Origin of the sequence: Rhizobacter sp. (assembly GCF_046595475.1) — a bacterium.
In the GTDB taxonomy this organism is placed as follows: Bacteria; Pseudomonadota; Gammaproteobacteria; order Burkholderiales; family Burkholderiaceae_C; genus Rhizobacter.
This window is the reverse complement of record NZ_JBKJOQ010000093.1, coordinates 88,997-101,494: the sequence shown is the minus strand read 5'-3', so window position 1 is coordinate 101,494 and position 12,498 is coordinate 88,997. Positions and strand designations below refer to the sequence as shown.

At 65.5% G+C, this 12,498-nt stretch carries 13 protein-coding genes; 6 read left to right on the top strand and 7 right to left on the bottom strand.

Annotated features, from left to right (window positions below):
* Positions 1-46: 46 nt before the first annotated feature.
* Together AC30QB_RS17145 and AC30QB_RS17140 are read left to right on the top strand one after the other, a co-directional pair.
* Positions 47-667 carry a 2-hydroxychromene-2-carboxylate isomerase gene (locus AC30QB_RS17145; protein ID WP_489547463.1) on the top strand — a complete coding sequence of 207 codons (621 nt, stop codon included), beginning with the start codon at positions 47-49 and terminating at the stop codon, positions 665-667.
* Positions 668-743: 76 nt separating this feature from the next.
* Positions 744-1,409, top strand: coding sequence for a tetratricopeptide repeat protein (locus AC30QB_RS17140; RefSeq protein ID WP_489547462.1), 666 nt, complete (start codon positions 744-746; stop codon positions 1,407-1,409).
* Here the strand turns inward: AC30QB_RS17140 and AC30QB_RS17135 are convergent.
* Genes AC30QB_RS17135 through AC30QB_RS17120 form a run of 4 tightly spaced genes read right to left on the bottom strand, consistent with a single transcriptional unit; the run spans position 1,384 to position 4,632 of the window.
* Positions 1,384-2,097 (bottom strand): hypothetical protein, encoded by a 714-nt coding sequence (locus AC30QB_RS17135; RefSeq protein ID WP_489547461.1) that lies wholly within the window; start codon positions 2,095-2,097, stop codon positions 1,384-1,386. The two genes, AC30QB_RS17140 and AC30QB_RS17135, sit on opposite strands and share 26 nt — an antisense overlap.
* 37 nt (positions 2,098-2,134) lie before the next feature.
* On the bottom strand, positions 2,135-2,944 hold the full coding sequence (locus AC30QB_RS17130; RefSeq protein WP_489547460.1) for a metallophosphoesterase family protein: 810 nt from the start codon (positions 2,942-2,944) through the stop codon (positions 2,135-2,137).
* A 12-nt stretch (positions 2,945-2,956) separates the two neighbouring features.
* On the bottom strand, positions 2,957-3,868 hold the full coding sequence (locus AC30QB_RS17125; RefSeq protein ID WP_489547459.1) for a diacylglycerol/lipid kinase family protein: 912 nt from the start codon (positions 3,866-3,868) through the stop codon (positions 2,957-2,959).
* Entirely contained in the window at positions 3,865-4,632 is a 768-nt protein-coding gene (locus AC30QB_RS17120; protein WP_489547458.1) for a phosphatase PAP2 family protein, read from the bottom strand. The genes AC30QB_RS17125 and AC30QB_RS17120 overlap by 4 nt, the downstream gene beginning before the upstream one ends.
* 194 nt (positions 4,633-4,826) lie before the next feature.
* On the opposite strand from AC30QB_RS17120, the gene AC30QB_RS17115 reads away from it, so the two are divergent.
* On the top strand, positions 4,827-6,113 hold the full coding sequence (locus AC30QB_RS17115) for a phospholipase D-like domain-containing protein (protein WP_489547457.1): 1,287 nt from the start codon (positions 4,827-4,829) through the stop codon (positions 6,111-6,113).
* A gap of 245 nt (positions 6,114-6,358) precedes the next feature.
* Here the strand turns inward: AC30QB_RS17115 and selD are convergent, their stop codons facing one another.
* A complete protein-coding gene (gene selD / locus AC30QB_RS17110) occupies positions 6,359-7,429 on the bottom strand; it encodes a selenide, water dikinase SelD (RefSeq protein ID WP_489547456.1) in 1,071 nt (356 codons plus the stop codon).
* A gap of 2 nt (positions 7,430-7,431) precedes the next feature.
* The gene (gene senB, locus AC30QB_RS17105; protein ID WP_489547455.1) at positions 7,432-8,406 is read right to left on the bottom strand and encodes a selenoneine biosynthesis selenosugar synthase SenB; all 975 of its coding nucleotides are present in this window, start codon (positions 8,404-8,406) and stop codon (positions 7,432-7,434) included.
* On the opposite strand from senB, the gene senA reads away from it, so the two are divergent.
* Positions 8,401-9,645: a selenoneine synthase SenA gene (gene senA, locus AC30QB_RS17100; RefSeq protein ID WP_489547454.1), complete on the top strand. Its 1,245-nt coding sequence runs from the start codon at positions 8,401-8,403 to the stop codon at positions 9,643-9,645. The two genes, senB and senA, sit on opposite strands and share 6 nt — an antisense overlap.
* Positions 9,646-9,664: 19 nt before the next feature.
* On the opposite strand, the gene egtD is transcribed toward senA, so the two are convergent.
* Positions 9,665-10,627, bottom strand: coding sequence for an L-histidine N(alpha)-methyltransferase (egtD, locus tag AC30QB_RS17095; RefSeq protein ID WP_489547453.1), 963 nt, complete (start codon positions 10,625-10,627; stop codon positions 9,665-9,667).
* A 150-nt stretch (positions 10,628-10,777) separates the two neighbouring features.
* Between egtD and AC30QB_RS17090 the strand changes: the two genes are divergently transcribed.
* Positions 10,778-11,599: a putative selenate ABC transporter substrate-binding protein gene (locus tag AC30QB_RS17090; RefSeq protein ID WP_489547564.1), complete on the top strand. Its 822-nt coding sequence runs from the start codon at positions 10,778-10,780 to the stop codon at positions 11,597-11,599.
* 60 nt (positions 11,600-11,659) lie between these two features.
* On the top strand, positions 11,660-12,496 hold the full coding sequence (locus AC30QB_RS17085) for a phosphonate ABC transporter ATP-binding protein (RefSeq protein WP_489547452.1): 837 nt from the start codon (positions 11,660-11,662) through the stop codon (positions 12,494-12,496).
* The last annotated feature ends 2 nt before the right edge of the window (positions 12,497-12,498 follow it).

Below are 12,498 nucleotides of genomic sequence, written 5' to 3'. Positions count from 1 at the left end.
GCTCGAAGCGATCGCCCACCATCAAAGACACTCGGAAAGACGCGCCATGAAGCCCGTTCAAGTGCAATTTCTCTTCGACTTCGGAAGCCCCAATGCCTACCTGTGCCACAAGGTGCTGCCGGGCATCGAACACCGCACCAAGACCAGCATCGACTACGTGCCGATCCTGCTCGGCGGCCTGTTCAAGCTCAGCAACAACCGCTCGCCCGCAGAAGCCTTTGCCGACATACCGAACAAGCGCGCCTACGACAAGTTGGAGATTCAGCGTTTCGTCGCCAAGCACACGCTCGGCCAATTCCAGTTCAACCCCCACTTCCCGGTGAACACGCTGAAGATCATGCGGCTCGCTGTTGCATCGCAAGAACTCGGGCGCGGGCCACAAGCCCTCGATGCCCTGTATGCGGCGATGTGGGAGCAGGGCCGCAACATGAACGATGACGGCGAAATCGCCGCGGTGCTGCGCCGTGCCGGGCTGGACGGCGACGCGCTGCTGGCCAAGGCCCAGGCGCCTGAAGTCAAAGCCCGGCTGGCCGCCAACACGCAGTCGGCCTTCGAGCGCGGGGCCTTCGGCTCGCCATCGTTCTTCGTTGGCACCGAGCTGTTTTTCGGCAAAGACCGTTTGAGAGATTTCGAAGATGAAATCGTCAAACAGACGCCCGCACCATGAAGACCGTCGCCGATCTCGTTCGGCGCGCAGGCAGCCATTGTTAGATGGCTGTGGATCAGTGCACGACAATCCCACCATGGCGTCGACACCTCTTTCCGCGGACCACGCCCTGGCGCAAGCCATCGGCCTGTATAACGCCGGCCACACCGACGCGGCCGGGCAGCTGTGCGCGGGCCTCCTCTCCACCGATCCGCAACATCCGGGGCTGCGCCAATTGATGGCGACCTTGTGCCTGGATCGTGGCGATGCGGCCGAGTCGCTGCGACACATCGCCATCGGCTTGGCCGTGCGACCCGATCACGGCCCGTCACGAAGCATCGCCGCGCGCGCCTGGTACGAACACGGTCGCGAGCAGCACGGCGCACGCGAACTGGTGGCTGCGCAGCAAAGTTTCGAGCGCAGCGTGAGCCTGCAGCCGTCGCTCGCCTCGGCATGGTTTGCGCTGTCGCTGGTGTGCCAAGACTTGCGCCGCTTTGATGCGGCGCGCTCTGCGCTGCATCAGGTGTTGATACTGGCGCCGGACAACGCCGAGGCGGCGGTCAACCTCGGTCTCGTGCACCAGGAGCTGGGCGACATCGATGCCGCGATGGCGAGTTATGCCCGTGCCTACCAACAGCGCCCGCAGGCCATAGGCCGCATTGCCAATGCGCTCTGCTCGGAACGCGCGGGGCGCATGTGGCTGGACCTCGACGAGCTCAAGCGCGAGCTGATGTCGCTCAGCGCGCGGCAGCCGGGCGCTTGATGCGAAAGCGTTTGCGGTACACACCTGGCGCCTCGAGGACTTGCGCGACGATGTCGCGATAGCGCTGCGCGCGCTCGGGTGAGAAGGCCTCGCAATGCAAGGCAGCAGGCTCACGCGGAACGGGAAAGCATTGGGCGATTGGGGTGCCACGTGGCAGCACCCCTGCGAAGTCGGGGTCGGTCCACAGCGCCGGGAAGTTGATGCCGGCGTCATTGAAGCGGTCGGCATCGACGACCCCGGTCAGCAAGCGAAACGGCAGGTCTTCGCGGTTGACCGGATGAGTCGCGAACAGGCACCAGCCGGCTTCGAGTTCGATGGTCCAGAAGCTGTTGAACTTGATCGCTGACGCGTGGCCGTCGCCGAACGGCGTGCCTTGCAGCTGCGCTGGCACATGAAAGCTGAGCGGCGAGCGCGGGTGGTGCTCGACAGTCAGCGGCGGCAAGTCCCACTGCCACGTGAAGCGGCCGCGCTCGACCTGCACATCGCAGGGCAACAGCAGCATGAAGCCATGCGCCATCGCATCAACGAAGGGCGGGCATTGCTTGACGGTGCGAATCTCGCGTTGATGCACCTCGGACCAGCCACGCGGCGCCATCGCTTTCAGCCACTGAGGCAAGGCATCGCGGGCAGGAATCGGCCGCGGCAGGAGGTCGATCAATGCGGGGTCGCAACGGAAGGTAATCTGCATGACAGTCTCCAGCTTCAGCGCAATATATCGGACACCTTCAGTACTCGATCCAGCGGCCAGTCTCCCGTTTGAACCGCTCGGTCTGTTCAACCCGAAAGGCACCGGCACCCGCCTCCCACGCGCAGCGCTCGACGCTGATGGATTCCTTGCCGACCCGCAATACGTTGAACGAGTTCACTTCCCCACGGCTGCGTGTGGATGTTGCCGTTCCGGCCTGCACTGCAAGGGCCGAATAGCCAGGAAGGTCGTGACGGCTGGACGTGTCACCGGCGTGGCTGGTGTGAAAGTGGCCCGCAAGCAGCAAATCGACTCCGCAGCTCGAAAAAGCTTCCATCGCCTGCCGTGCGCGCCCGACGAGTTTGACGCTACCCCGTACGGCAGGCAGGTCGAAGGGGTGATGGGTCACGACGATCTTCGTCGCGGCCTGAGGCAGTGCGGCGATGCGGGAATGGATGGATTCGATTTGGGCGTCATTGATGCGGCCACCCTTGAAGGTCATTGCGCGCGCGGTGTTGATGCCCAGCACGGCAATCTCATCATCGATGAAGGACGGCTCCAAGTCGTGGTCGATGCCGCGCCGATAGTTGCCAAACGGGTTCAACACCCGCTCCCAGGCTCGGTACAGCGGGACATCGTGGTTGCCGGGAACGACGACCCGCGGCGCGGGCAAGCGATCCAGGAACGCACGCGCCTGGCGAAACTCATCAACCCGCGCACGTTGAGTCAGATCGCCAGACACCACCACGCAATCCGGCCGATTCGCGTGCACAGCGGCGAGCAACGGTTCGATGAGCGCCGGGTCAGTGCGGCCGAAGTGCAGATCCGAAAGATGAACCAGCGTGCGCATGAACAATCAATCTCAGAGCTCAGGCCGGTCTGACGGCGCCGCACCGAGCACCGTCAGGCTGGCCGGGCGGATGCGATAGCGCAACGGTGGCGTCATGACGGCGACTTCGCCATCGGTCGCAACCCGCAGGTGGTGATGGCGGCTGTTGACGACGATCTCGGTGGCTGGCAAGGCGTCGAAATCTCGCGCCTGCTTCAATTGGCCAGCGAGTGCCCGCAGCGCAAGTTGCAAGAGCCGCAGGCGCCCCGGCCGCTGCGCCACATAGAGGCTCAGGCGCCCTTCGGTCAGGCTCATGCGCTTGCCCAGCGCAAAGCCTTCCATCACATAGTCGTTGTTGCCGATGAAGACGAAGGGAGTGCGCCGCAGACGCTCCTTGCCCTGCACCGAAAGGCCAACGCTCAGAAACGGGTAGCGCCGCAGCGCCGCCACGCTGGCCCAGAACAGCGCCAGCCACTTGCCGCGGCCGAAACGCCTTTGCTGTCGATTCCGATCGTGGACGATGTCCGGGTACAGGCCGAGGCTTGAGTTGTTGATGAAGATGCGGCCGTTGACTTCGCCCACGTCTACGCGTAGCCGTCGGCCAGCGGCGATCTGCCGTACCGCTTCATCCAGGGCCATGGGAATTCCCAAATCCTTGGCAAAGTGATTGAGCGTGCCGAGCGGCAAGACCCCGAGGGCGATGCTGCCGCCCGCCAGCGCGGCGGCGATCGTGCTGACGGTTCCGTCGCCGCCGCCCGCGACGATGACGTCAACTTGTTGGGAGATTGCGTGCGCGGTCTTGGCCGCGATCTCCTTGCCGCCTCGGGCAAGAACAACCTCCGCGGGAATGTTGGCCGACACGAACAGGTCGCGCACGTGCTTGATGAGCCCCTCGTCATGGCCGCTTCCAGAGCCGGCATTGAGGATCACGACGATGCGGCTCATCGCTGTGAATCTCGCAAGTCCGACTCGCGGTCAGCCACGAGCGCATGCGGTATGGGGCCGGCCTCGCGCCAGAATGCGGCCAACGCGCTCAGGCAAAGCACGATCCAGGCGACGCCTTCGGCGAAGGCCGCACTGACGTCGCTGAGGTAGTGCACGCCGAGGTACATCCGAGAAAACGCCACGAGCAGGATTGCCGTCGCTGCCAAGGTGACGGCAAGAACCCGCCAATGCAGCGCGCGCGTTTGGCCGAACACCCATGCCACGCCGAGCCCATAGAAAATCGTGCTGGCGGCGACATGGCCGCTCGGAAAGCTGTAGCTCGCAAGAGTGAGAAGCGGGTCGGCGAAATGGGGTCGGGCGCGATGAAATGCGAGTTTCATCAGCACGTTGAGAAGCATGCCCCCGACCATGCAAAGCACCAGCGTCGAGACGCGGCGCCACTGTCGCTTTCTGAACGCCAGAATGCAGATGATGCCCGTGTAGAGGGTCATCGCGACCGTCGAGTGAAGTTGCGACACCACCAGCATCCAGCGCGTCACGCCCGCGCTCGCGTGCACGTGCAACCACTGGGCGACACGCTCATCCAGAAGCGTCAGGCGATCACCCGTCACGACGTCTTCGGCAATCGAGCCGAACAGCCATGCTGAGGCGACGAGGAGCAGACCCCCAACACCGAGTTGCATGGCCAAGCGAACCCGAGCCGGCGGGTTGCGAAGCTCAGGCATGAGGCAAACAAGTTTTGCGAAGATGATCCATGCCGTCATTAGCCGCGGGCAAAGCCACGAGCTCAAATGCTGTCGTCTGTGTCGTTTGAGAACCGAAGCATCACCAGCGAATATCCCGCAAACGCATACCGCTCGCCATGTAAAGGATGGCCCTTTGCGCGTCAGATACCGCCTACTTGCACAGCCGTGTGAGGAATGACTACATTCGCCCACCATCACTCCGCTCACACGCCATGGCAATGCTCATCGCCCAGAAAGCAAGTTGGTTGGCCATCGGCGCTTGCATTGCCGCAATCAGCGGCCTCGTGGTTGTGAACTTCACTTCCGGCGAGAAACAGATAGCTCGGCGCGTTGAGCGTTTGTATTCGCTTGACGACCCGCAATTCGCCCGTGAGCTCGGGGTTTTGCTGGGGCCACCCTTCATCCAGGGCAATGCGGTGCAGGTGCTTCTGAACGGCGACGAAATCTTCCCGCCCATGCTCCGGGCCATTCGAGAGGCCAAGGCGTCGATCACCTTCGAGACATACATCTACTGGTCCGGAGACATCGGGCGGGAGTTCGCTGTGGCATTGGCTGAAGCGTCTCAGCGGGGCGTCAAATGCCATGTGCTGCTGGACTGGGTTGGCAGCGCGAAGATGGATGACGTGTTGGTCAAGCAGCTGACGGCGGCAGGCGTGCAGCTGCGGCGCTTTCATCCACCGCATTGGTCGCATCTTGCTCGCTTGAACAACCGAACGCACCGCAAGCTGCTGGTCGTCGATGGCCGTATCGGCTTCACCGGGGGTGTGGGCATTGCTACCCAATGGACAGGCAGCGCGCAAGACCCCGCACATTGGCGCGACACCCACGTTCAGATCAGCGGGCCAGCGGTGGCGCAGATGCAGGCCGTGTTCATGGAAAACTGGATCAAGGTGACGGGCCAGGCCCTCCACGGGCCGACCTACTTTCCACCGTTGAACGCGCAAGGCAACAGGCTGGCGCAGATGTTCAGCAGCTCGCCCTCCGGCGGCAGCGAGAGCATGCAGCTCATGTACCTGTACTCGATCACGGCGGCTGCGAAGTCGATTGACCTGTCAGCGGCTTACTTCGTGCCGGACGACCTGACGCTGGCAGCTCTGGTCGAAGCCATGAAGCGCGGCGTCAAGGTCAGGATCATCGTGCCCGGGGCTCACATTGACAGCGAGACCGTGCGCAGCGCATCGCGTGCGACATGGGGGCAGCTGTTGCTGGCTGGCGCGACCATCGCCGAGTACGAGCCCACGATGTATCACTGCAAGGTCATGATCGTGGACGGGCTGTTGACGTCGGTGGGCTCGACGAACTTCGACAACCGGTCATTCCGCTTGAACGACGAGGCAACGCTGAACCTGCTTGACGCCGAGTTCGCGCAGCAGCAAACGGAGATCTTCAATGCTGACCTCGCGAAATCGAGGGTCATCGGCTTCGACGACTGGGCCAACCGCCCATGGACGGAGAAACTTTCAGAACGTTGGAGTCGCTTGTTGGCGTCTCAACTCTGATGTCAGTGCGGGCGGGCACGATGAGCAGGCCTTCTAAGCCTGGTCGTCGGTGCGCTGCGCTTCAGCCCCCATCAGCCTCGCTTCTGCGGTCACCGTGCTGCCCGCAGCGCCACCAAAGTGAAACGCTCGAATCGCAAGTGTGATCTCGCGGGCGATGCACATACATCCAACGGTCAGCGAACTCGTGCCGACCTTGCTGCAGCAACTTAAGCCGCTGACCTGAGCGGCAACCCGGCTCGGCCGGTTCAGCCCACGACGACCAGGCTTGGCGTGGTACTCGTGGCCACGACGCTGCCCACAACGGCCGCCTGGGCGAAGCCATGCCGCAGGAAGATCGCCAGCACCTCGTCGACCGCGCTGGGCGCGCACGACACCAGCAAGCCGCCGCTGGTCTGCGGGTCGGTCAGCAAGGCATGGTCTTCGGCCGCGAACGACGACGGCAAGGTCACGTCGCTGCCATAACCTTCCCAATTGCGCCCCGACGCGCCGGTCACGAAGCCGCGGCTCGCCAGGTCGCGCACACCTGCCATCAGCGGCACAGACGACCAATCCAGGCGCACCTCGCAGCGTGCGCCGCGCGCCATCTCCAGCGCGTGGCCGGCCAGGCCGAAGCCGGTGACATCGGTCAGCGCGTGCACACCGGGCAACGCGGCCAGGTCCGGACCCGGCGTGTTGAGCTTGGTTGTCGTAGCGATCATCTGCGCGTAGCCGGCGTCACCGAGCTCGCCCTTCTTCAACGCCGCCGACATCACGCCCACTCCCACCGGCTTGCCCAACACCAGCACATCGCCGGGCCGGGCGTCGGCGTTGCGCTTTACATGCTTGGGGTGCACCAGGCCCAATGCCACGAGGCCGTAGATCGCTTCCACGGAATCGATGGTGTGACCGCCCGCGATCGGGATGCCGGCCGTGCGGCACACCGAGGCACCGCCTTCGAGAATGCGCCCGATGGTCTGAGTGGACAGCACGTTGATCGGCATGCCCACCAGCGCCAGCGCAAGGATCGGCCGGCCGCCCATCGCATACACGTCACTGATCGCGTTGGTCGCAGCGATGCGACCGAAGTCGAACGGGTCGTCGACGATCGGCATGAAGAAATCGGTGGTGGCGATCAGCGCCTGCTCATCGTTGAGCTGGTAGACGGCAGCGTCGTCCGCGGTTTCGATGCCGACCAGCAGTTCCTTGGGGATGGGCATTGCCGCCGTGCCTTTGAGGATCTCCGACAAAACGCCCGGGGCGATCTTGCAGCCACAGCCACCGCCGTGCGAAAGCGAGGTCAGGCGAGGTTCGGCGAGGTTTTGGGGTGCGTTGTTCATGCTCAGGGTCCTGGAAAGCGTGGGTCCATCAATTTGGCCACCAGACCGTGCAGCGTGGCGCTCTCGGCTTGGGGTGCAAAGAGCGGCGAGCGCTGCGCCACCTGGCGCTGCAGACGGAAAAGCATATCGGGATTCTCTTGGGCACGTTCCAGCAGGGTTGCCAGCGCGGCGTCGTTGCCCGCTTCGAAGAAGCCACCGTAGCCCTCGCCCAGCAGCCCGATGTTGCCGGCGATGCGTGAGGCCAGCACCGGCGTGCCGCTGCGCACCGCTTCGATGACCACATGCGCACCACCTTCCATCCAACTGGGGTGCACCAGCACATGGGCGGCCTGGATGCGGCGGCGCGTCGCCGCATGGGGTAACGCGCCCAGCCAGCGGTAGTTCGGCTGCATTGCGGCCAACGCGCTCGCCTGCGCGCCCAGCGCCGCATCGAGGGCCGCACCGACGTGGTCGAACAGGATGTCGCCTCGGCCCGCCAGCCGCTGCGCCGCTCGAAAGTAGGTGCGCGGGTCTTTCTCGTCGCGCAGATGGCCCACCATCAAGGCACGCAGGTGGCGCGGCGTTTTCAGCAAGGTGGTGCGCGAAGGGCACGACTGCAACAGCACATGGCACTTGGATTGCAAACCGGCGGGCAGCCGTTGCGCGCCCAATTCGTTGAGCACGACCAGCATGTCGGCCAGCTCCAGCGAGCGCTGAGCATGGGCGTCGGTATCGATGTCGCGATAGAGGTCGGTTCCGGTCAACGTCAGCAAGAGCGGGCGCTGCGGGTGTGCCGCGCGCCAGGCTGCAATCGATGGGGCCGACCGCCGCGCGTGCAGCGCAATCATCAGTGCTTCGTCGCCAGCGCTCCACTGCGCCGTCAGTCGGACGCGGTAAGCTGAATGCAGCATGCGCGCCCAGCGGTGCGCGGTCTGCCAATTGCCGTTGTTGGCCTCCGCCAATGCCGGCGTCACGATGACAATGGATTCACGATGCACGACGCAAGCCTAACCTCTGCGGCGCTGGTGGCCCGCCAGGGCGGTGCCGATGCCTTGGTCGAGGCGTTGCAGGCCAGCCGCCGAGACACGCTCGCCACCTTCGCCACTTGCGAGCAGGCGTTGCCGGGCTTGATCGCGCCGCTGCAGGGCGAACTGAATCCGCCGCTGTGGGAGCTGGGGCACATCGGCTGGTTCCAGGAATTCTGGCTGGCACGTAACCCGCAGCGCGGCCACGGCGCGGCGGCCGACCCGGAGCAGCCTCGCGGGCCTTCGTTACGGCCCGATGCTGACGCGCTCTATGACTCCAGCAAGGTGCCGCATGACTCGCGCTGGACCCTGCCCCTGCCGGATGCCGATGGAACGCGCGCCGACCTGGCACACCAGCTGGCCGGCACGCTGGCGCTGCTGCATCAACTGGGCGATCAGGCCCGTGACGGCGGCCACATCGGCGACAGTGCGCTGTACTTCTTCCGCCTCGCGCTGCTGCACGAAGACATGCACCACGAAGCGGCGCTTTACATGGCCCAGGCTTTGGGTATCGCAATCGACGATGCGCGTTGGCAGCCCAGGTCGTTGCCCGCACCCCCGCGGCCCATCGCATTGGCGCCAGGGCCGTGGCACCTCGGAAGCGGGTTGGACCCGGGCTTCGCTTTCGACAATGAATTGCGAGCGCATGCGGTCGATCTGCCGGAGAGCGTTGTCGACGCCCAGGCGGTTCGATGGGCGGAGTTCTTGCCCTTCGTCGAATCCGGCGCCTACGCCGAAGATCGCTGGTGGAGCCCGGCCGGTCAGCAGTGGCGCGCAACCCGCCAAGCCGTCGCGCCGCGCTACCTCAGGCGTGACGGCATGACCTGGCAGCAATGGCGCCATGGGCACTGGCAGGTGCTGAACCTGGCCACAGCAGCCGCTCACCTGACGCACCCTGAAGCCCAGGCGTGGTGCCGCTGGGCTGGCCGGCGCCTGCCGACCGAGGCCGAGTGGGAGCGCGCTGCGTTAAGCCGCCCCAACGAGTTTCGTTGGGGCGATGTGTGGGAGTGGACGGCGAGCCCGTTCCAGCCGTTCCCTGGCTTTGAGGCCCACCCTTACCGCGACTACTCGGCGCCCTGGTTCGATGGCCGGCCGGTGCTGCGCGGAGCCTCGTTCATGACGCAGCCGCGCATGCGCCACCCGCGCTACCGCAACTTTTTCCCGCCGCATCGCAACGATGTGCCGGCAGGGTTCCGCACCTGCGCGATGTAGCGCGGCACTTGCCCCCGCATCACGCAGTCGCGAGAAACACCCCGAACCAATCTCGCGGGTCGGCCCAGCGCCGCACACTGCCGAATCCGGCGCTGCGCAGCAAGCCCTCGAAGCTGTCGGGCGTCCATTTGGCCGAGTTCTCGGTGTGTATGCGTTCCCCGGCCGCGAACCGGCGCTCGTCTGCGGGCCAGCGCACGGTGAGGGCCTGGCGTGCCTCCAGGTGCATCTCGATGCGCGAGTCGTGTGCGTTGAAGTACGCGACATGGCGCCAGTCGCGCACCCGGAAGTCCGCTCCCAGCAGGCGGTTCAAGTGGCTCAACAGGTTGAGGTTGAAGGCCGCGGTGACACCGAGTTCGTCGTCGTAGGCCGCTTCGAGCACGGCCTTGTCTTTGACCAGGTCGACCCCGATGAGCAGCGCCCCGCCGGCCGCGGTGGCACGCGCTTCACGCAGCAGGCGCAGCGCCTCATTGGGCGAGAAGTTGCCGATCGACGACCCGGGGTAGAGCACGAGTGCCGGGCCATCAAGCAGATGCGCCGGCAGCTGCAGTCGCGCGGAGAAGTCCAGCCCCACCCCCACCATGTTGACTGCGGCATGCTCGCGCTGTAGCGACAACATCGATTCGCGCAGAAACTCCACCGAGATGTCGACCGCCACGTAGCGCCGCGGGCGAAGCAGCCCAAACAGGCGGGCCGCCTTGACGCAATTGCCGGCACCGAGATCGACCATGGCCGGCGCCTCGCCCGTGGCGGCAAGCACGGCGCTTGCGATCGCGGGGCCGTGAGCCGCGAAGATGGCCGCTTCCGTGCGTGTCGGGTAGTACTCGGGCAGCTCGGTGATGGCGTCGAACAGGCGCGACCCCAGCGGGTCGTAGAAGAACTTCGGCGAAACGTGGGCCTGCGCCGCATGCAGGCCGGCTGCTGCCTCGTCGGCGAGCGCGCGGTCGTTGATACGGTGCAGCTGAAGAAAGGTCGGGGTGTGCATCGGAGGCTGGGCTGTGGGTGCAATGCCTTGCGGTCGACTCTAGCAGCGCAAAGCGGCTAGAGTCTGAGGCCCGCACTACCGCCACCCGGCCTTCGCACGATGATCAACTTGTCACTCTCCCATGTGTTCAAAGGCTTGCTCGGCTTCACCATGGTCGCGGCATTTGCATGGGGCAACCCGGCACACGCCCAGCAGGTTCTGCGCGTCACGGCCATCCCCGACGAATCGCCGACCGAGTTGGCGCGCAAGGCCGCACCTCTGGTGAAGTACCTCGAATCCAAGCTCGCGATGAAGGTCGAGTTCACGCCCGTCACCGACTATGCAGCGGCCGTCGAAACCTTGGTGAACAAGAAAGTCGACCTGGCGTGGTTCGGCGGGTTCACCTTCGTGCAGGCTCATGTGCGCTCGGGCGGCAAGGTGATCCCATTGGTACAGCGCGAGGAGGACGAGAAGTTCCGCTCGGTGTTCATCACCGGCGACCCGACCATCCAGAGCCTGGCCGACCTGAAGGGCAAGGACGTGAGCTTCGGCTCGCAGAGCAGCACCTCGGGCCACCTGATGCCGCGCAGCTTCCTTCTGCAGGCTGGCGTCAACCCCGACAAAGACTTCCGCCGTGTCGCCTACAGCGGCGCGCACGACGCCACCATTGCAGCGGTGGCTTCGGGCAAGGTGCAGGCCGGCGCTTTGAACATCTCGGTCTGGGACAAGTTCGTCGCCGAGAAGAAGGTGGACACCACCCAGGTCCGCGCGTTCTACACCACGCCTGCGTACTACGACTACAACTGGACCGTGCACGCCGACATGCCCGTGGCCCTGCGCGACAAGCTGGCCCAGGCCCTGCTCTCGCTGAGCCGCGACACGCCCGAAGGCAAGGAGATTCTCGACCTGCAGCGCGCCACGCGCTTCGTGCCAACGAAGGCCGAGAACTACAAGGGCATCGAGGCCGCGGCCCGCAGTGCGGGGCTGCTGTGAAGTGAAGCATCGCCGCACTGCCTGTCGATCCGTGCGCGGCGGCCGTAGGCGCGGGGCGACGTGAAACTCCAGCTGCGAGCGCTGACCGCGCGGCATCCGGCAGCGCGGCCCGGCGCGGCGACCGCGCTGCAACCGCTGGACCTGGATGTAGCAGAGGGCGAACAGGTGGCGGTGATAGGCGCGTCGGGTGCTGGCAAGACCACCTTGCTGCAGGTGATGGCGCTGGCGATGCCGCCGGCCGCTGGCACGCTTCAGCTGGATGGCCAAAGCCCGTGGGCGCTGCCGCGGCGCGCGCTGCAGCGCATGCGCGGCCGGCTCTTCCTGGCGCCGCAAGTGCCACCCTTGCCGCCGCGCCAGCGCGTGGTCACCGCCGTGCTGGCGGGCCGGCTACCGGCGATGGGGTTGCTGGCCAGCATCCGCTCGCTGTTCTACCCGAGTGACATCCCGGCGGCGCACGATGCGCTGGATCAGTTCGACCTCGCTGACAAACTGTTCGAGCGGGTGGACCGGCTCTCCGGTGGCGAGCGCCAGCGCGTCGGGCTGGCGCGTGCGCTGCTCGCGCCCGCACGGCTTTGGCTGGTGGACGAGCCGCTGTCGGCGCTCGACCCGACGCGGTCTCGTCAGGCCCTGGAAACGCTGGTTCAGGTGGCGCGCGAACGTGGCGTCACGCTGGTGGCCACGCTGCACCAGGTCGACATGGCGCTGGCGCATTTTTCGCGCATCGTTGGCCTGCGCGAGGGCCGCTTGATGTTCGATCTGCCGACCTCGGAGGTGACGCGCGAGCTGCTCGAACGCCTGTACGCAAAGCACGAAGACGAACTGGACGGCAGCGCTGCGGCGCGCTCGCCGCAGCCCGAGTCGGCCGGGCCCGTGGCGGTGGTGATGCACTGCCGCTGAGC